This is a genomic window from Paenibacillus sp. JCM 18996, from assembly GCF_055392555.1.
In genome coordinates, this window is the sequence record NZ_AP043884.1 from 3,389,569 (window position 1) to 3,409,507 (window position 19,939).

The 19,939-nt window shown below is 42.3% G+C and carries 14 protein-coding genes and 4 pseudogenes; 11 read left to right on the forward strand and 7 right to left on the reverse strand.

Annotation, left to right across the window (positions count from 1 at the left end):
• Positions 1-15 precede the first annotated feature (15 nt).
• The 8 genes from ACZ5N7_RS16745 (at position 16) to ACZ5N7_RS16780 (ending at position 9,328) form a co-directional block, all read left to right on the forward strand.
• Positions 16-420: a PHD finger domain-containing protein gene (locus ACZ5N7_RS16745; RefSeq protein ID WP_464655765.1), complete on the forward strand. Its 405-nt coding sequence runs from the start codon at positions 16-18 to the stop codon at positions 418-420.
• A 24-nt stretch (positions 421-444) separates the two neighbouring features.
• Positions 445-1,170, forward strand: coding sequence for a metallophosphoesterase family protein (locus ACZ5N7_RS16750; protein ID WP_464655766.1), 726 nt, complete (start codon positions 445-447; stop codon positions 1,168-1,170).
• Positions 1,171-1,550: 380 nt separating this feature from the next.
• Positions 1,551-1,982: a hypothetical protein gene (locus ACZ5N7_RS16755; protein ID WP_464655767.1), complete on the forward strand. Its 432-nt coding sequence runs from the start codon at positions 1,551-1,553 to the stop codon at positions 1,980-1,982.
• Between the two features lies 1 nt (position 1,983).
• Positions 1,984-3,021: a serine/threonine protein kinase gene (locus ACZ5N7_RS16760; protein WP_464655768.1), complete on the forward strand. Its 1,038-nt coding sequence runs from the start codon at positions 1,984-1,986 to the stop codon at positions 3,019-3,021.
• A gap of 246 nt (positions 3,022-3,267) precedes the next feature.
• Complete coding sequence (hsdR, locus tag ACZ5N7_RS16765) at positions 3,268-5,634, forward strand: EcoAI/FtnUII family type I restriction enzme subunit R (protein WP_464655769.1); 2,367 nt, start codon at positions 3,268-3,270, stop codon at positions 5,632-5,634.
• A 24-nt stretch (positions 5,635-5,658) separates the two neighbouring features.
• Positions 5,659-7,098 carry a type I restriction-modification system subunit M gene (locus ACZ5N7_RS16770; RefSeq protein ID WP_464655770.1) on the forward strand — a complete coding sequence of 480 codons (1,440 nt, stop codon included), beginning with the start codon at positions 5,659-5,661 and terminating at the stop codon, positions 7,096-7,098.
• Positions 7,095-8,561 carry a restriction endonuclease subunit S gene (locus ACZ5N7_RS16775; RefSeq protein ID WP_464655771.1) on the forward strand — a complete coding sequence of 489 codons (1,467 nt, stop codon included), beginning with the start codon at positions 7,095-7,097 and terminating at the stop codon, positions 8,559-8,561. Before ACZ5N7_RS16770 ends, ACZ5N7_RS16775 begins: the two co-directional genes overlap by 4 nt.
• Positions 8,558-9,328, forward strand: coding sequence for an ImmA/IrrE family metallo-endopeptidase (locus ACZ5N7_RS16780; RefSeq protein WP_464655772.1), 771 nt, complete (start codon positions 8,558-8,560; stop codon positions 9,326-9,328). The genes ACZ5N7_RS16775 and ACZ5N7_RS16780 overlap by 4 nt, the downstream gene beginning before the upstream one ends.
• A 478-nt stretch (positions 9,329-9,806) precedes the next feature.
• Here ACZ5N7_RS16780 and ACZ5N7_RS16785 read toward each other — a convergent pair whose 3' ends face one another.
• The 6 genes and pseudogenes from ACZ5N7_RS16785 to ACZ5N7_RS16810 all read right to left on the reverse strand — a co-directional run.
• A complete protein-coding gene (locus ACZ5N7_RS16785; protein ID WP_464659319.1) occupies positions 9,807-10,139 on the reverse strand; it encodes a site-specific integrase in 333 nt (110 codons plus the stop codon).
• Positions 10,140-10,213: 74 nt separating this feature from the next.
• Positions 10,214-11,029: pseudogene (locus ACZ5N7_RS16790) on the reverse strand (site-specific integrase); the annotation flags it as partial.
• Between the two features lie 918 nt (positions 11,030-11,947).
• Positions 11,948-12,667, reverse strand: a pseudogene (locus ACZ5N7_RS16795) (transposase); the annotation flags it as partial.
• 94 nt (positions 12,668-12,761) lie between these two features.
• Positions 12,762-13,526 (reverse strand): annotated as a pseudogene (istB, locus tag ACZ5N7_RS16800) (IS21-like element helper ATPase IstB); the annotation flags it as partial.
• Positions 13,527-13,539: 13 nt separating this feature from the next.
• On the reverse strand, positions 13,540-14,778 hold the full coding sequence (gene istA / locus ACZ5N7_RS16805; RefSeq protein WP_464655773.1) for an IS21 family transposase: 1,239 nt from the start codon (positions 14,776-14,778) through the stop codon (positions 13,540-13,542).
• An 87-nt stretch (positions 14,779-14,865) separates the two neighbouring features.
• Positions 14,866-15,414: pseudogene (locus ACZ5N7_RS16810) on the reverse strand (IS110 family transposase); the annotation flags it as partial.
• A 373-nt stretch (positions 15,415-15,787) separates the two neighbouring features.
• On the opposite strand from ACZ5N7_RS16810, the gene ACZ5N7_RS16815 reads away from it, so the two are divergent.
• The 3 genes from ACZ5N7_RS16815 (at position 15,788) to ACZ5N7_RS16825 (ending at position 17,967) form a co-directional block, all read left to right on the forward strand.
• The gene (locus ACZ5N7_RS16815) at positions 15,788-16,207 is read left to right on the forward strand and encodes a MarR family winged helix-turn-helix transcriptional regulator (protein WP_464655774.1); all 420 of its coding nucleotides are present in this window, start codon (positions 15,788-15,790) and stop codon (positions 16,205-16,207) included.
• 313 nt (positions 16,208-16,520) lie between these two features.
• Entirely contained in the window at positions 16,521-17,054 is a 534-nt protein-coding gene (locus ACZ5N7_RS16820; protein WP_464655775.1) for an NAD(P)H-dependent oxidoreductase, read from the forward strand.
• A 49-nt stretch (positions 17,055-17,103) separates the two neighbouring features.
• Complete coding sequence (locus ACZ5N7_RS16825; RefSeq protein ID WP_464655776.1) at positions 17,104-17,967, forward strand: SDR family oxidoreductase; 864 nt, start codon at positions 17,104-17,106, stop codon at positions 17,965-17,967.
• 419 nt (positions 17,968-18,386) lie between these two features.
• On the opposite strand, the gene ACZ5N7_RS16830 is transcribed toward ACZ5N7_RS16825, so the two are convergent.
• Positions 18,387-19,592 carry an IS110 family RNA-guided transposase gene (locus ACZ5N7_RS16830; RefSeq protein ID WP_464654555.1) on the reverse strand — a complete coding sequence of 402 codons (1,206 nt, stop codon included), beginning with the start codon at positions 19,590-19,592 and terminating at the stop codon, positions 18,387-18,389.
• Between the last annotated feature and the right edge of the window lie 347 nt (positions 19,593-19,939).

The following is a 19,939-nucleotide window of genomic DNA, read 5'->3' on the forward strand; positions in this document are numbered from 1 at the left end:
GGGGAATGATGAATTTTGAAGGAACAGCAAACTAAAAAAAAGTTTCTTAATAAATTGATAAACCGATTCTTTTTCTATCAATGGACGGATGAAAAAGAAATTGAGCGGACGGCCTCAATTTCAATTGAACCAGGCTGGTATGATTTGCTGTGGGAAATTTCATTAAACATCGAAAAGGAACTTGCAAGAATAAGGAGTACAATAAAGCATAGATTCATTATTCAAGAGGTATATGAACAGTATGGTGGTATGACTTTTCGATACACCTACTATAATGATTCGATAGAACGAATTCTGCTAGAGGCAGAGAATAAAAGCAACGAGATCTGTCAAATATGTGGCCAGTATGGAAAACTGAGAGAAGAGGGAGACTGGATTCTAACACTATGTGATGAGTGTAACTCGAAGAGAAGATTTTAATAAACTATAAGGGAAGTATGTTCTGTGAGAACGTTCGTAGTTTCAGATATTCATGGGTATTATCGTACCTTTGTAACACTTCTATCTCGCCTGAGTTATAATCCGAGCAGTGATCGGCTTATTTTGCTTGGTGATTACGTTGATGGAGGGCCTGCATCCCTTGAAGTAGTCCGTTTGGTTCAACAGTTGGTAAAAAATGCGAATGTTCATGCAATTGGCGGCAACCATGACGATATGTTCCTCAATTGGCTAGATGACCAAGATTATCTCCCATCTCCTTATACCCTCCCTAAGAACGGTGGACTACAGACGATTCATTCATTTTGCCCCTGGTACAATTCAGAGATGGACGATACAAAGGCACGAGAATATATCAACAAGCAGTACTTCACTGAAATTAGTTTTTTGCGTAACTTACCCAACTTTGTTGAAGATGATTTTCATATCTACGTGCACGCCGGAATAGATCCTCAACAGAATGACTGGAAACAAACATCGCATAAGGATTTTCGGTGGATACGTAAACGGTTTTATGAATATTCTAGTTCACTGCCTACAAGTAAAGTGATTATATTCGGGCACGAGGTTTGTGCACGTTTACATAAAGATGAAACAAACTTTACTCCATGGTTTGGCGGTCAATTAATCGGTATTGACGGAGGTATTAAGTTCGGGAAATATCTAAATGCGCTTATTATCGAAGATACTGGAGAATATCATTCAGTGAGTACGGTAAGTTTAGATAATTAGATTGGTGATAACTTGGTGTTAAATTGGTGATAAAATCCAACATTAACCAACCTAAAACCCCAAATAGAACAGAATAAGAACTTTAAAATCCCAGTAAAATCAAGACTTCAGCGGACTATAACAGATTCTATCAGACCCAGTGACGAATCCGCATACGACACATGTTGAATGCGTAATGTCAACATACCGTGTTGACAAATAATCGGGAACACCTAAACAATTCTAGGAAATATCAAAAGCTAGCTCGTGCTCAATAAGCATGAGCTTTTTAATTATTATGATAGCAAATGCAGTTGGTCCCTAGTAACAGAGACCCCACAAAATTCCAAGAAATATGATATAATTACCTAATATAGATAAATTCGTTCGGAGGCGGTCTTTTGAAGGTTTTAGGGATTACTCTTAGGAAGAATGAATTGCATTACACGGTAATTGAAGGCGAAATGCAGAAAGAAGCCACTTTGTTAGAAATAAAAAAGATAAACATAAGAGTCACGGAAAGTGTTCCAGAACTTATGGATTGGTTTGAAAGTAGCTATAAAGAGATACTCGCAAAGTATACTCCTGATAAGGTTGCATACAAATTGCATTTAAATACAATAAAGGATCAAATGACCTACTTGCAGTTTCCAATGGGTGTTTTGAATCTTGTTTGCCATCGAGAAGGTATTCCTACTATATCACGCTCAACTAGCTATGTTACAGCACAGAGAAAAACGATAGCAAAGAACTACTTTCAACAATTTAAGGATAATTTGAAAGATACAGAGCTCGATGCTCTAGTGGTAGCTTGGAGCGAATTGGAGAGATAAGATGGACCAGACTTTAGATTTAAGCGGGACGAGTATAGATAAATATAGTATTAAACGAAAAATCGGTAATGGTAGTTTTGGAGCAGTTTATCATGTGATTGATATGGCTCTACAAAGCGAGAAAGCGATTAAAATACTAGATGTGAGTCACCCTGAGAAAGCTCTTGCTATGCTTAAAGAAGCTGAAATACCTTTTAAATGTCGACATAAGAACATCGTTACTATTAACGAGGCTAACATATTCCCTGTACAGGATTCTTTGAAGGTCGTCATAGATATGGAGTTAGTTAATGGCGGGTCGTTTGAAGCCAGTCAAGGAAGACAGTATATGCCGATTGTTGATGGGCTAAAACTGCTTAGTGATGCTTTATATGGTTTGGAATTCGCCCATATTAACGGCATTATACATAGAGATATTAAACCTGCTAACATACTTATTCATAACGGTATTCCTAAAATTTCCGACTTCGGTTTAGCAGTTCCTGTTGGAACAGAAATTGATCCTTGGGTTTGGTATAGGACTCACGCTGCTCCTGAGGTGTTTAGTGATTCAGTAGCTACTACATCAAGTGATATTTTTGCATTTGGAATGACTTTATATCGTGCGGTTAATAACATAACAAACTGGCGTGACTTTTTACAGAACATAAGAGACGCGAATGTTTTGATGCGAAATGGGAAGTTGATTGACAAACTTCCATTTGATCCAGTCATACCCAACAAAGTACGTCAAATCATTAAAAAAGCATGCAAATTGAACCCAACTGATCGTTTCCAGACTGCGGCGGAGCTTAGAGATGCAATCGACAAGCTAAAATATAAATGTCGATGGCAACCTATAGATGATGCAGTATGGGAAGGAGCTATGTATAAAGAAGGCGATACCGTTTCGGTTCTAGTTAATAGAACGAAAACAAAAAAAGAATTTATCGCTAAGAAAAATGGACGTACTATAAGTGCTGAAACGAGAAGTTTTAACACCGAAGATGAAGCGATTAAATATATGTACAGCTTTATAGCGAATAATACAGTCTACTAATGTATAATTGTCGGTTTGGTGACTTTTCGATAGAAACTTATGAACTGAAACTCAGGCTTATATGGCTTGAGTTTTTTTGATTTCAGTATAGATGGATACCTTAGGAGAACATATGCTTGCTGACATACTGTTGTACTTAACCTCATGTATAATAATGGAAGGTTAATGTCGATAAAAGGGAATTCGAATAAGGGTGTGGAATAAGTATAAAGTACTATTTGATGTTTCTTGATCGGAGGGATTCATTTGAACAAAAAAGACCTCTCAGAACGCGATATATGCTCAAAATACATAACACCTGCACTAGTTCAATCAGGATGGGATTTACAGAAGCAGATTCGTGAAGAAGTCACATTTACTGATGGACGAATTATTGTGCGTAAGAAAGTGGTTACTCGTGGCGAGAAGAAACGTGCGGATTACATCCTTTATTATAAAGCTAACATTCCGATTGCAATTATCGAAGCCAAGGATAACAAACACTCCATTGGCGCTGGGATGCAACAAGCTGTGAACTACGGTGATATTCTGGACATCCCTTTTGTTTATTCTTCGAATGGTGATGGGTTTCTAGAACATGACAGGACAGCATCCTCAGGAACAGTTGAGCGAGAGCTTGCGTTGGCTCAGTTCCCTTCTCCAGAAGAGCTTTGGCAACGATATAAGATAGCCAAAGGAATTGACACTCAAACTGAGGAAACGATTGTTGAGGACTATTATTTCACACAGGATTCGAAGAGTCCACGTTATTATCAAAGAATCGCCATCAATCGCACAGTTGAAGCCATTGCTAAAGGACAAGATAGGATCCTTCTTGTCATGGCTACCGGGACTGGTAAAACTTATACTGCTTTTCAAATCATATATCGTTTATGGAAGTCCAAGACAAAAAAACGCATCTTATTTCTTGCTGATCGGAACATCCTTGTTGATCAGACAATGACCAACGATTTTGCTCCGTTTGGCGATAAAATGACGAAGATTAAGAATCGGAAGATCGATAAGGCTCACGAAATTTATCTCGCTCTATATCAAGGGATATCTGGCTCGGAAGATTTTCAAAATGCGTACAAAGAGTTCTCCAGAGACTTCTTTGATCTCATCATCATAGACGAGTGTCATCGCGGTAGCGCTAAAGAAGACTCAGCTTGGCGTGAGATTTTAGATTATTTCACTTCTGCAACCCATGTTGGGTTAACTGCAACACCGAAGGAAACCAAAGAAGTTTCAAATTTGAGTTACTTTGGTGAACCACTATATACTTATTCGTTGAAGCAAGGTATTGAGGATGGCTTCTTAGCTCCCTATAAAGTTATTCGAGTATTGCTTGATAAGGATGTCGAAGGCTTTCGACCTACCAAAGGGCAGCGTGATAAATATGGCTACGAGATTGAAGATCGTGAATACAACAGTAAGGATTATGATAAAAACTTGATCTTGGAGAAACGTACACACACAGTGGCGAAAATGGTCTCGGACTACCTGAAATCGAACCAATCTCGAATGGCAAAGACGATATTCTTCTGTGTTGATATTGATCATGCTGAACGTATGCGTCAGGCACTTGTCAATGAAAATGCTGATATGGTCGCCAAGAATTCCAAGTACGTGATGCGAATCACTGGTGATAACGAAGAGGGCAAAGCTGAGTTAGATAATTTCATAGATCCTAACGAGCCTTACCCTGTTCTCGTTACGACAAGTAAGCTCATGACCACTGGTGTTGATGCAAAAACATGCCAATACATTGTTTTGGATTCCAATATCAATAGCATGATTGAATTCAAGCAGATTATTGGTCGCGGCACAAGAATTCGGGAAGATTTCGGGAAGTTGTACTTTACGATTATTGACTTCCGTAATGTAACGAAGCTCTTTGCCGATCCTGATTTTGACGGAGATCCGGTTGTAATTATTGATCAACCAGGTGGCGACATTCCCCCAGAAGATATCGAAACTGGTGACGGGGACGAACCGACAGATGATGATGGTTATGGTGGTGGATCATATGATGATCCTTCAACTGGTGGAGGGGATATAATAAATGACCCGCCCGCCAAGTATTACGTGCATAATGTAGAAGTGAAAGTGTTAAACCATCGGGTGTATTATTACGACAAGGATGGTAAGCTGATTACCGAGTCGCTGATTGACTACACCAAGAAAAACGTAAAGAATGAATTCAAATCTCTCGATGATTTTCTTCAGAAGTGGAATGAGGCTGACAAAAAAGAAGCAGTCCTACAAGAGCTTGAAGCTCAGGGCATATTGCTTGATGAACTAAAAGATGAAGTCGGTCAAGACCTTGATCCCTTCGATCTCATTTGTCATGTAGCCTTTGATCAACCCCCTCTCACGCGCCGCGAGAGAGCAGATAATGTTAAGAAGCGAAATTATTTTGCGAAGTACAGTGATCAAGCGAGAATTGTTTTAGAAGCTCTTTTGGAGAAATACGCTGACACAGGGATCGTAAACTTGGAGAGTATTGAAGTATTAAAGATCCCTGAATTTCAGAGCTTCGGTTCTCCAATCGAAATCGTAAAACGGTTCGGTGGGAAGCAGGGTTATATGACAGCCATAAGAGAATTAGGCAAAGTAATTTATTCAGCATAGATACGATTTAGGAGGAGCATTTAGATGTCAGTTTCTGCGATTATTAAATCTGTTCAAGATACAATGCGTAAAGATGCGGGTGTTGATGGGGATGCGCAACGTATATCTCAATTGGTTTGGATGGTGTTCTTAAAAGTATTTGACGCTAAGGAAGAAGAATGGGAGTTAATGCGCGATGAATATCGAGCTATTGTTCCAGAAGGATTACGCTGGCGTGATTGGGCAGCCAATGACGAAGGTATGACTGGCGATGAGCTACTGGACTTCGTCAACAATAAGCTTTTCAAAGAATTGAAGGAAATGGAACTGGACGAATATAGCGATCCCAAAGCTTTTATTGTTAAAGCTGTCTTTGAGGATTCCTATAATTACATGAAATCCGGCACCCTGATGCGCCAAGTCATAAATAAACTTAATGAGATTGATTTTACTACACAACAAGATCGTCATATGTTTAACGACATCTACGAGAGCATATTAAAGGACTTGCAGAATGCAGGTAATGCTGGAGAGTATTACACCCCCCGTCCTGTAACACAGTTTGTTGTTGACATGGTAAATCCACGGTTAGGTGAGAAAGTATTAGATTTTGCTTGTGGAACAGGTGGTTATCTGACCAGTACAATAGAACACTTTAAGAATACAGGTCAAATCAAAAGTATAGAGGATAATCAAATATTGCAAGATACGATCATGGGGATTGAAAAGAAGCCCATGCCTCATATGCTTGCTGTCACCAACCTGATTCTGCACGATATTGACGCTCCGAGGATCAAGCATGATAACTCGCTTACGAAAAATGTACGGGACTACCGCCCAATTGAACAAGTGGATGTTATCGTAACGAATCCGCCGTTTGGCGGAATTGAGGAAGACGGTGTAGAGATTAACTTCCCCGAGAAATTTCGCACGAAGGAAACTGCCGACCTTTTCATGGTACTCCTTATGTACCTTCTTAAAGACGGCGGTCGAGCGGGGATCGTATTGCCAGATGGATTTTTATTCGGTGAAGGCGTGAAGACAGCGATTAAGGAAAAGCTTTTGGAAGAGTTTAATTTGCATACGATTGTTAGATTGCCTAATGGTGTGTTTGCTCCTTATACAGGGATTAATACGAATCTGTTGTTCTTTGAGAAAGGCAAGCCAACCGAAGAAATATGGTATTTTGAGCATCCGCTTCCTGAAGGATATAAAAATTACACGAAGACTAGAGCAATCAGATATGAAGAATTCAATTTGGAAAAAGAATGGTGGAATAATAGGACTGAATCAGATAATTCATGGAAGATGAATATTCAACAAATAAAAGATAGAAATTATAATCTAGACATAAAAAACCCTAATAGAAGTCAGCAGGAGCTTAGTTATAATCCACTGGAAGCAATTGAACAAATTGTAAACAACGAAAAGAAAATCATTGATATTCTAAATAAAATAAAGCAAACACTTGAGGTAAGGATATGATCGAATTAACAAATTTGCTCCAAGAAGTTAGTCGACGGGAAGAGATTCAAAGCGATAAAGAATATAAGATATTAGGAGTTCGTTGGTATGCAAAGGGTTTGTTTATTAAGGATATAAAAAAAGGAAGTGAGATTCAGGCGAATTACATTTATAGAGTAAATAAAGGGGACTTTATTTATAGTAGACTTTTTGCTTGGAAAGGCTCATTTGCAATAGCAACAGAGGAGTTCGATGGTTGTTATGTATCGAATGAATTTCCTTGTTTTCTTGTAAAAAATGATCAGTTAAGTATTGAATATTTGATGTGGTACTTTAATCAACCCCGTGTATGGGATAATTGTTTAGAGAATAGTGAGGGAAGCACAGCAATAAGTCGTAACAGACTGAAGGTTGATAAATTTCTAGACATCAGAGTTCCACTGCCAACTCTTGAGATACAAGAAAAAGTTGTATCCAGATTAAATGATATTTACAACGGAGTCACTAACATAATGGAATTGAAAGAGGATTCCGATAAGCAAGTGTCTCATTTACGAGAATCTATTCTCAAACAAGCAATACAAGGTAATTTAGTACCACAAGACCCGACAGATGAACCTGCTAGTGTTTTGTTGGAGAGGATTAAGGCTGAGAAAGAACAGTTGATTAAAGAGAAGAAGATTAAGAAAGAGAATCCAATGCCTAAGATTATGGAGGATGAGATTCCTCATAAGTTGCCAAAGGGTTGGGAATGGGTGAGGTTTCAAGATATTGGAGAATTAGAGCGAGGTAAATCAAAACACAGACCTCGAAATGATGAGATATTATTTAACGATGGGAAATATCCACTAGTGCAGACTGGAGATGTAGCAAGAAGTAACGGTGTAATCAAAACATACAGTAATTTGTATAATGAGGTCGGATTAAAACAAAGCAGATTATGGTCCAAAGGAACTCTTTGTATAACAATCGCGGCAAACATTGCTGACACGGGAGTTCTAGATTTTGATGCATGTTTCCCAGATAGTGTTGTGGGTTTTTTACCATATAAACCCATCGAAAGCATGGGTTACTTCTATTATTTTGTAAAAATATCAAAAGACATGCTAAATATGTATGCACCATCAACGGCTCAAAAAAATATTAATTTAAGTATCTTAAACGATCTATTGATTCCTCTGCCTCCATTAAATGAAATGCAAAGAATCGTTGGAAAAGTTGATCAACTCATGGCACTATGCGATGAACTTGAGAAAGCAGTGGAACAGTCTAGGTGCGACAGTGAAATGCTAATGCAATCTCTATTAAAAGAGGCATTTAGTCAATCTGAAAAGGAAAATAATGTGGTAGATTTCCAGGCAGCAAAGTCTAATGATTTTGAGGACTGGGAGATAGCCGCTCGGTCTGACGGAGAGATTGATTCTGTAACAAAGGTTAAGATTAAAAATAGAGTGACTGAATTACTCGGTAATTCCCAGCAATGATACCGGCTGAAAAAGCAGAACAGTTGCTTCGTAATTTCAGTATTATATCAACCCCTGCTTCGAGTTTTGATAAAATATTTGAACATTATAATATCATCTATGATGAAATGGATTATGGTAATACAAACTATATGGGGAGCTTAATTCGTGCCGAAGGAAAGACAATTATTCTCGTTAATACGGATATAAAGAATGCGGGAAGAATTAATTTCACAAAAGCTCATGAACTCGGACATTTTAGCTTGAATCACAAAGGGGACAAGTTTGAATGTTCTCGAACCGATATGTTAGATTTTACAAGAAAGCCGCTTGAAATAGAGGCGAACCAGTTTGCAAAAGAGTTTCTTCTTCCTGAACAAATGGTCAAGCCCATCTCTATGTCTGCACCATTCGATTTCGATACAATCAAAGCAATCAGTAATGAATTCATGGTTTCAAAGCTCGTAGCCGTGTTTCGAATACTCGATTTTCATTTGGGGAATTATGCTATTATTGGTTCTATAGATGGTGTAATTGTTCATCTTGGGATGTCAAAGAGTCTTATTGGTAAAATTAATTTCTTGAAATCTGGTGACTCTCTCCATAACAATTCGTTTGCCAAAGAATGTCTGATCGCAAACTTTCGAATGACTGGTTATGAATCTATTGATACAAAAACTTGGGTTACAAGAAATAAGTCAGGCTCAGCGATTTCATTGAAAGAGTATTCAAGAGCAGATAAGTCGTCAGGAAGTGTCATGACTCTTCTCAAAGTGGATTTATTGTGATTCGTTATCCGTGAGTGGTCATGGTGTCAACAGTCAAAGGACAGGGTTAGATGGGTGAATAAGCATTATGGGTGTTCTCACTTAGTACTCGATACATGTAGAATCGGTGGCGTTGCTGGTGAGGGATGGTACAGAACGGTGAGATTTTAGTTGTGTAGCGGGTTTGGTGGGTAGTACAGATTTGAGAATGACACTAATACAGTCCTCAGAAATTGATATTGATGTTAATTTGATGTGAAATATCAACATAATATTTAATAAATGATGATAATCCGACATAAAATAAAATAAAAGTGACCACTAGTCTCGAATATTTGAAATGCTACGTAGGTTGAGGGTACAACTAGGTTAGAATTCAACGCAGTCATAAAAGTATGCTTTCCTTTAAGGACGACCTAAGGGCATTTATGCGGTTCGGTTTTGTCATTTGAATTAACACACACGAAGAAGACGCTGGGGAAAAGTTACCCACGCGTCTTTATTTTTGGACTTTAGTCTTGTTGGAAAACAGTGATTCGAACTTATCAGCCGCAGCCTGGTCCGCTGATCGCAGGGCATGGCCGTAAATATTCATCGTCGTTGTTATGCTTCCATGGCCAAGCCGTTCGGAAATGATCTTTGCGTGAACGCCTTGGTTAATGAGCAGTGTGGCCGATGTATGCCGCAGATCGTGGAACCGGATATAACGCAGCCCGTTCTTCTTAATGAATTGCCGGAACCATAGATAGGGACGTTCGTGATGGAATGGAGATCCATCAGCGTGACAGAAAACGAAATGCCATTCCTGCCGTCGCGATCTTTGCCATTCCAGGCGTCACCTAGCTTGTCCCGCTCCTTTACGCGATAAGAGTAATATTCCCGCAGCTCCTCAAGCACAGAAGGCGGCAGCGCGACTTTCCGCTTTGAGTTCTTCGTCTTAGGCTCCTTGACGATGATCTCGCCTTTCAGGGCATGTATGAGGGTCTGAGAAACGTCTATCACGCCAGTTTTCCAATCGATATGCTTCCATTCAAGTCCGAGCAACTCCCCGCGTCGCATTCCTGTGGTCAATGCCAGCGTAATCATCATGCGCCAGTGGAGAGGCTCTTTTTGAAGTGCCTGAATCATCTGGTGCACTTCCTGCTCATCATAAGGAACAATCTCCTTGTGGACTACTCTGGGCTTCTGAACAGCACCTACGGGATTGTTTTTGATAACGCGCCATTCTACGGCACGCTTGAAGATGTTCTTAAGGATGCGGTGATTAATCTGGATCGTCCCGGAAGAGAGGCCACCGTTCTTTTTGTTCCCTCGTCCGCCTTCCTGCCCAAGTTTTTCAAGAAAGTCCACAATATGAAGTGGCTTGATATCTTCCAACTTCAGATGCCCGAAAGCTGGCAAGATACGTGTTTTTATGTGGGACTCATAGGCATACAGCGTCTTGTACTCCAGATGCCTAGTGGCATATTTTGTCCGCCACTCCTGAACAAATGTTCCAAACGTCATTTTCTGCGGCGTGATATATTCCCCGGACTCAATCTCTTCCCGAAACTTTGAATATTCAGCGTCCAGGTAATCCTGCAGTCGCTTCTTCGTCTTTAGCAATGCCTCGTCTGTAATTGTGATCGTTTTGGTGTTCCGTCCATATTTCCCGTCCGGGCCCTTTCCTGTATAAACCGTGAAAAACCATGAATTACCTCCACGCTTTTGAATATTGGCCATATTATCACACCCTCTCCACTTTCAAATTTAAAAGTCGTCTGGCGTTTTCATTTCTTAGGTTCTTGGTATTCCGGAAATAGTGTTTTGAGCATGTCCAGGACGCGCTGCCGGTCCTGATCAGTTAGCCGGTGGCCGTTGTTCGGTTAACTCCCCTAGTTGAGTGAGAACGGTAATGCTCATATTGAACTGACAGATTTGCGCTATCTTACACCACCTATAACAGAAATTAGAAAGCTGTACCATGAAGCATTCAATCATTCGGTGATTTACGCTTTGTTACATTTATTTTATTGTTGATCGTATTCGAATACATACGATTGGGAAATTTATTTTCATTTATTTTCAAGGGAATGAGGAAAGATATTGAGGATATTAGAAAGTAATGATATATAGTGTTTGTGCAGTTTTGCTACAGATGTTTAAGTGGAGAAGCACCGCCTGATGGGTTTGGGGATTTAGCTGTTCCGAGAAAATAAAGTATTAGACTGAAAAATAAAGTGTTAGACCGAGAAAATAAAGTTATAGACTAGGCGACGACGTTAAACTCCCTCGAAATGATTCAGTATCCTCACTCAGGCTCATGAATTCGCAGGATTTCACTCTTAGCTCTATGTGGGAGAAGGAAGTACACGGAGGAGCAGGTAGCTTGAGGCAGTCTAAAGGGCATGCAGGAATAAGGGTGAGGCATAAACACCCAATTTGTTCCATATCCTGCACGTCTCCATGTAGCCCCTAGCGATTCTCACTCCCATGTCTCAACGGGTCTAAGCCCTTTCATTCCTTCGTCACATCTAACTAAGGGTGTGGAGGTCGGTCTTTCTAACGGAACGGGTCCGAGCCCTTTTGCGTAACGTCTCCCGATACTCCGTGCTTCTGATTTATCCTGCGAATGCATCAGCTGGTGAGAGTAAACTGATCTTAGGCTGCTTGCGGAAAGACTTTGGTAGAGTCATAAGCTTCGCTACTCTTGGCCAGCCCGACAAGCATACGGGCAACTTTACCGCATAATTTCATAATGGATTTCATTTTCTTTAACTTCTTCACTTCAACGTTGGAGTGGTGCAAGGCCCTGACATCCGGATTGGTCATCACCATACACATCGTCATGAGATAGAGAAAATGACGCAGACGAGGGCGGCCTCGTTTGCTGAGTACCATCTTTCCTCGCCATTTCCCGGAACTTGCCTCAGCTAGATTCAAGCCAGCATGTCGTAGTAGAGCATTTCCGTGTGCATAGCCACTTAGATCACCGGCTTCGCCTAGCACACCGGCTAAGCTCGTTGCATTTACACCTCGTATTTCAAGTAACTTTTGCGCATAGGGAATACGCCCCAGGATGAGATGGAGTTCATGCTCAATCTGTTCTAGCTGACGCTGTGCCAAATCGTATTCCTCAAGCAGTTGACTCAAGTGAAGCTTGTAGGCGTGGAGTGCCTGCGTAGCACCAACACTGCATTTGGCTAGTGCAATGAGCTGCTCCGCTCGTTTAACGCCAGCATGACGTTTGACATATTGCTTCCAACCGGCAAGGACCTGTTCAGTGGTTAAACATCTGATTTCCTCCGGTAAGGGAAAGAGCCTAAGCGTAGCAATGCTACTCGTGCAGGTAAGGATCTTAAAAACCTGGCGCAGCTCAGGTGTCAACTGCAAACGAAAATTACCCAAAACCGGCACTTGAATTTTCCCCAAAAGGTGCAAGTAGAAGGCCCGCGTAAGGCCGGTGAAAATCTATTTAATTTTCTTTTTCCTCATCCGGATCGGGTCGGAAAAATCCGGCTTTTTTCTTCTCTTTGATTCGGTAGCTCTCCCCCTTGATGTTAATCGTGCTGGAGTGATGGAGGAGGCGGTCGAGGATGGCGGTAGCGAGGACCGAGTCCCCAAAGATTTCTCCCCAGGCGCCGTAAGACTTGTTAGAGGTGAGAATGATCGAGCCAGACTCGTAGCGCTCCGCGATGATCTGGAAGAAGAAGTGGGCGGCAGTTTCATCCATCTTCCGGTAGCCGATCTCGTCGATGATCAGCAGATTCGGTTTGGTGAGCGCCCTCATTTTCTGCGTAATCGTGTTATTGAGATGCGCTTGCTGCAAGGTCTGTACCAAATCGTGTGCGGTGGTGAAATACACCGTGTAGCGCCGTTTAATCGCCTCCAGCGCGAGTGCTACGGCCAAATGGGTTTTACCCACACCGGGCGGCCCCAAAAAGACCAGATTCTCTTGGTGCTCGACAAAGCGCAGTGTCGCCAGGTCCCGGATGCGCCGCTCTTCGACCGACGGCTGGAAGCCGAAGTCGAACTGATCGAGCGTTTTGTGGTACGGTAAGTGTGCCATGCGGGTTTTCATGCGGATGAACCGGTCATGCTTAGCGGACAGTTCCTCCTGCAGCAGCCCATCCAGAAACTCCAGATATGTCCGGTTCTGTGCCGCCGCTTCCTCGGCATGGTGGTGCAGAATCTCCGGAATCCGGCTCCACCCGAGTTCTTCGAAAGCCTCTTGTAACCGTCGGTGACCACCATCATTGGATCACCGCCTCATTCAGAAACGCCTCGTAGACCGACAGATCGCGCACGACCACGTCGGGCAACGCTTGCTGGACTAAGCGCGGCATGGGCAGCTGCTTGGGCTTCCCGACTGCGGAGCGGATGCCTTCGGAATGCTTGCGGTCGAAGACCACCTCATGGTGCCCAGTGGCTTTGTCGTGTTCGGCGATGAGCTTGTCCCCAGCAAAAATTCGGAGGCGGCCATTGCGCTCATCCTGCACCTCCACTGTTTGCCCCACATACCGCCAGGGCACCGAGTAGCGATTCGCCGCATAGGAGATCAGGGAGTCGGCGGACACTTTGCGGGCATGCCGCTCCGCTTCATCGAAGGGGCGCACATTAAACTTCTGCAGAACTTCTTGCTGTAAACGCTGCAGCGGCACTTCATGCGTGGTGCCGTGGATACGGACATTGGCCACCGTATCGAGCCACAAGCGGGCTTGGATGTTCAGATCGGTCAAACCGGTAAAGGTGCGCACGCGCGGCCAAAAGTTTTTGCGTACATACGCGACACCGTTTTCCACTTTCCCTTTGGTGCGTGGACGATACGGCGCACAGCGCCGGAGCAGGAACCCGTGATGAGCGGCAAAACGGGCGAACCGCTCATTCCATACCGGGTGGCCCTGATCGTCCACACCGGTGACAACGGTTTTCATATTATCGTAGAGCACGGTTTCCGGCCTGCCGCCGAAATACTGCATCGCCCGGACATGGCAGCCCATCAGCGTATCCAGTCGTTCGTCTTCCGTAAATTCGAGGTACATCGTCCGGGAATAGCCAAGCACCATGACGAAGGCATACAGCCGTTTCGCCTCGCCCTTCCATTCGACTTTGAAATGTCCCCAGTCCACCTGCGCTTGTTTGCCGGGCGGCGTTTCAAAACGTTCGGTCGCTTTGGCGAGCACCGCTGGCCGCAGTGGCTCCATGAACGAACGCAATAGTCGGATCTGGCCCATGTAGCCTTTGGCTTTGATTTCGTCGAACAGTACCGCTGCGTTCAGGCAGCCTTCTTCCATTCGCGAACGGATGTAGTCTTGGAACGGCGCCAGGATGCTCGGTTTCGGCGTTTGCCGCTTGTAAGCTTGCGGACCGTCTTCCCGGAGCCACTTCCCGATGGTCTTCCGGTCACGGCCGAGTTCCTCGGCGATTTGCGTCTTGCTCATTCCTTTTTGTCTCATGTGCTGAATCACGTAAAACTCCCCATTCCTGATCATTGTCTCTCCCCCATAAGGAAGAGTGTCTGCCGATTATGGGGAATTTTCAAGTGCCATTATTGGGGATTTTAGCACTGCCGTTCACACAGGGAACACAATATCTACCCAACGATGAATCTGGTTAACAGCGCTGTTGAGCCGTTTAGTAACCGTGTCCCGGTTAGCCATGAGAATCCGTAGTTCCTCGAAGGCTTCTGGATGGAAACGTACAGGGGAGTAGTACCCGTTTTTGATCATATCCGCGATAACAAGTGCGTCTTTCCGGTCACTTTTAGATGGGGTATTGTCGCGGTTTTCTTTATTCTTTTTGACGAGGTGGGGATTTACAAGAACAACTTCAATTCCTTGAGAAGAGAGCCAACGAGCCAAACTCAGCCAGTAATGACCGGTTGGTTCCATGCCAACGATCACTTTGTTCAGCGTGTAGGTTTTGAATAGATCCTGAATCCAACGACCCAAGTGTTGAAAACCTTCGTTGTGATTTCCAAACTCCAGAGGTGTGCCCAGGGCGATTCCACGAAAACTGACAGCGCGAGCAACATGAGCTTCCTGGGCGATATCTACACCGACGACAAGATGGCTTGCGGTAATGTTTTCAATGAGTTGATTTTGTTTGTCTTGTGCCTTAAACTTCATAGTAGAGCGACCTCCTGATGTGGGATTTTAAGGGCTTTTGACCCGTTGCGTACTCCCATCGTACAGAGGCGCTCCTTTTTATTCAAACTCCTAATTATTCGTTTTACAGGAATTCTAACGGGCAGGATAGCGACACAACGATAATCTGAAGTATTGAGACAAAATTGGGTGAAGATGTTGGAGAGATATGAACAATAGAATGATGAAGGGAATTACGGGAGCAGTCCTAATTGATTTTGGATTAAAGTTCGTCCTTGAAACGATAAGATTTTTTCGACTGGTCATAGGTATGCAGCGTACCACAATAAATCACATTGACGATGATTTCAAAACGGTGTACATTTTGTATGTGCAAACAATTGGAGGACGTAAAATGATTGATAAATATTTTTCTACCTGCCTGTACTTTACTGCAAATCGACTGGCTAGAGTAATGAATAAAATGGCTGAAGAAGCATTCGCTACAACCGGATTATCCCCTTCGTATGCATTTGTAATTATGGTAGTGGAGGAGCAGCCTGGAATCTCTCCGAAGGAACTCAGTGAGAAACTACATCTTGCACCATCTACGTGTACACGACTTGTCGATAAGTTAGTAACCAGAGACATCGTTGAGCGCAAGCAAGAAGGCAAACAGGTGATGATTTACCCGACTGACAAATCCAAGCAAATGCTCGAACAAATACATCAGTCATGGGTAGAGCTGTCTCAGAAGTACAGTACAGTCTTAGGACAAGAAGAGGCAAAACATTTGACACAGCAAGTACATTCGGCAAGCGAGCAACTGGAATAAAATTTTTTATACAGACACTTGATTGTATGTGCAAACAAATATATAATTTGTATGTACAAACAAGTAATAAATTTATAGTGAAGAAGGGAATGTTAATTAATGGAAATATGGGCGAACGGAATTCTTACCCTGACTAACTGAGGCAGGATGAAACCTGCAAGTAAAGTGACATTGTTTTTTATGGGATGTAAGCATGAGTGTATTAAAGCCTGGTGTACTGTATTTTTATGAATTCTGTTCAAAAGACATTACGCTCGCTTCTTTTTTTAGAAATGACTTTGAACAAGGTATCAACCATTAGAGGAGACAACGAATGAAGACTTTAGTTAACGTAGCACATCCAAATATCACAAAGTCTCGGGTTAATCGGCGATGGGTTGAAGAATTAAAGAAGTATCCCGAGATCACAGTGCATGAACTATACAAAGAGTATCCCAACGAGGCAATTGATGTAGTAAAAGAACAGACACTCTTACTCGAACATGATCGAATCGTCTGGCAATTTCCGTTTTATTGGTACAGTTCACCTTCCTTACTGAAAAAGTGGCAAGACGAAGTGTTGACGTACGGTTGGGCATATGGATCGAAGGGTAACAAACTCCACGGTAAAGAATTGATGCTTGCGATTTCCACGGGAGGACCTGAGGTGGCTTATAGTGCAGTTGGTTATAACCGCTTTACCATAAGTGAGTTGACCACACCGTTTCAGGCTACGAGCAACTTAATTGGCACGAAATTCTTACCGCCATTTATGTTGAATGGCATCAACTATTTGTCTGAAGAAGACATTGCAAACAGCGCTCGGGAATACGCAAATATAGTTCTCGGAAACTATGAGCGCCTATGATGAGATTCAATTAGTCAAACAATCACATTTGAAAAGGAGCCAATATAAAATGAATTCAACAATTCTGGTAATAGGAGCAACTGGAAACATCGGCAAAGAGCTGGTCAAACTTTTAGCCAACAACGGTCATGCGGTTCGTGCGACCGTACGCCCCACGACTCGTATAGAGGAATTGAAATCACTGGGTGTCGAAATGGTTGAAGCTGACCTTCAAGATTCTTCTACACTGAAGGCGGCAATGAACGGAGCCGACAAAGTTTTTTTCGTGACACCAGTGGTTTTGAACATGGTGGAGTTATCCTACAACATTATTCAAACTGCAAAAGAATCAGGTGTGAAACATCTGGTTAAACTATCGGGAGCAGGTGCTGAATTGGAAGCCATTACATTGGCTAAATGGCACCGCGCGGTTGAAAAAGAAATAGAAAAATCAGGCATAGCCTATACATTCTTGCGCCCAAATTCGTTTATGCAAAACATCGTCAATTATAATTCCTATACGATTAAGGATCATAGTGCATTCTATGCACCTATGGGTAATGGGAAAATTGCACTGATTGATGCACGAGATATTGCGAAGGTAGCGTTCCACGTTTTAACCGATGATGGGCATGAAAATAAAGCGTATTATATGTCCGGTCCATCCGCAATTTCTTATCGCGAGATCGCAGATATCCTTTCTTCGGTGACTAGCAAATCGATTAAATATGTTGATGTTCCGGCTGACGTTGCTCGGCAATCCATGTTAGAAACAGGAATGCCTGCTGTCATCGTAGATGCCTTGTTGGAACTGAATCACATCAACAAACTCGGGTACACTGCAGAGGTTTCGAACACAGTAGAAGAAATTACAGGACAAAAAGCAACTTCATTCGAAACGTTTGCCCAAGATTATAAGGATGCGTTTGTTTGATAATATTTTTGCCGATTACCCCTTTCTTTTTGACCAAAGTCAAAACGGCGCTACACGTTTGGCGTATTATACAAGAAAAAAAATCAATACAGCGGAAAGTCCTCCATCAAGATTGTAATAGGGACTTTCTTGATGAATAATTCGCTAGAAGGAGGGTTTTGGGTTGGTATTCTTTTGAACTTTTCCGCTAGAAATAAATTTATTGCTATTGAACAAACGGGAGACGATAACTGAATAAACCAACGACGGTAGCCGACCAGTGATCGGTTGTTTTTTCATTGAAGTAACCCAGCTAATATCTTGTCAAGATTTTTCTAGTTAACGAGTAGTGGATTGATGTTATACTTGAAATTGAGCATGCCAAATAACCTTCCAATACAATTATGGAAGGTTTTTCACGAATTTCAGTAAATTATAAACTAAGTTAATTCGTGGAAGGCTTCTTTCCTGTTAAGCATAGCAAAGATCCAATGGAGCAACTTATTCACACAGGCGATCATCGCTACTTTATGGGGTTTGCCCTCGGACATTTTCTTGTCATAAAAGGCTTTAAGCTTTTTACTTCCGGTACGTCTCAACCCGCATAGCACAGCCATATATAAGGCGTGCCTCAGGCTGCTGGAGCCTCGCTTCGTGATCCGGTTAATTGTTGCGGTAAACTTACCGGAGATATGCACGCTTGGATCTACACCAACGAAGGCAACGAGCTTCTTAGGATGATTAAACCGACTGATCTCACCAAGTTCGGAAATAATCGTTGCAGCGATTTTCTCTCCGATACCGGGGATCGACTGGATAATCTTATATTCAACAACTTCATTTGCAAAGGCATCTATTTGCTTTACGAGGGTTGATAGATGCTTTTTGTAATGAAGCAACATATTGATGTACATACTCATGCTGAACAAATGACTTTGGAATAGAGCTTTCCGAAAGGGATTCCGGGTCGCCGCTGCCATAAGCTCTTGAGCCTTATCCTTAGCCCATTGTTCGGAACGATGTGGACATAGAATCGCGATCCTCTCCGTTAATTGAGCTTCACCGGCACTCAGAACAGCCTCAGAAGTAGGGAATTCTAATAAGGTTTGTAAAGAGATCACCGAATACAAATCCCCGAATACGCCCTTATACTCGGGAAACACTTGATCTAAAACCGCATGGAATTGAAGTTTGATCTGAACAAATTGATCCGTTACCGATTCATGCTGTCTTGTAAGATTACGAAGGTTTAGTAATTGAATACCTCTTTTCTTACGGGGTTCAAAATCTTCCTTGTAAAAGAACTCGCATAAAGCATAAGCATCAACGGCATCTGTCTTCACTTTACGTAAGCTTGAAGACTTTTTCGCTTGATAAGACAGAAGTGGGTTTATAACAATGTAAAGGTAGTTATGTTCATCCAGAAACTGAGTAACAGGGGTATGGTAATGACCTGTTGCTTCCAGAATGACCATCGGTAGCTGTCCTGTCATGGCTTGAATATCTATCAAGAGTTGAAGGAAGCCCCCCAATCCATCACGGGTGTGAAGGACAGTAAAGCTTTTGCCATAAGGCTTTCCCTTGTCTAAGAAGATTTGACCTTTACTCTCTCCACTAGCAACATCCAGTCCAAGTACTGGATTCATCCTTGTATCACCTCTATGATTTTATTTGCCGGTATCCCCTAGTCCTTCTTGCAGTGTCATAGCTTCGCTTGTTATACGAGATCTATGTCTCAACCAGCCTCAAACATGTTTCTACAAGTAGGGGGCGAACATGTTACTTCACGGGATCACAGTCCCTCGGGCAGTGACGTTCTACCCCGGCTACCCGTAAACTAAACCCCTTAAAGAAAAAGAGGTCAACCCAGTAAAAACTGGTTAACCTTATAATACGAAACGGGCAGAAGAGTAGAATAATATTTCGTTTCTAATTGTTAATAATTAATAAATTTGCATACTTTCCGATTCCCGAAGTACAATTGTTTTGGGGA

Coding starts and splice junctions, on each gene's coding strand:
- ACZ5N7_RS16760 (WP_464655768.1), top strand. CDS start 1,984: ATGGACCAGACTTTAGATTTAAGCGGGACGAGTATAGATAAATATAGT.
- ACZ5N7_RS16770 (WP_464655770.1), top strand. CDS start 5,659: ATGTCAGTTTCTGCGATTATTAAATCTGTTCAAGATACAATGCGTAAA.
- ACZ5N7_RS16775 (WP_464655771.1), top strand. CDS start 7,095: ATGATCGAATTAACAAATTTGCTCCAAGAAGTTAGTCGACGGGAAGAG.
- ACZ5N7_RS16780 (WP_464655772.1), top strand. CDS start 8,558: ATGATACCGGCTGAAAAAGCAGAACAGTTGCTTCGTAATTTCAGTATT.
- istA (WP_464655773.1), bottom strand. CDS start 14,778: ATGATCAGGAATGGGGAGTTTTACGTGATTCAGCACATGAGACAAAAA.
- ACZ5N7_RS16815 (WP_464655774.1), top strand. CDS start 15,788: ATGATTGATAAATATTTTTCTACCTGCCTGTACTTTACTGCAAATCGA.
- ACZ5N7_RS16820 (WP_464655775.1), top strand. CDS start 16,521: ATGAAGACTTTAGTTAACGTAGCACATCCAAATATCACAAAGTCTCGG.
- ACZ5N7_RS16825 (WP_464655776.1), top strand. CDS start 17,104: ATGAATTCAACAATTCTGGTAATAGGAGCAACTGGAAACATCGGCAAA.
- ACZ5N7_RS16830 (WP_464654555.1), bottom strand. CDS start 19,592: ATGAATCCAGTACTTGGACTGGATGTTGCTAGTGGAGAGAGTAAAGGT.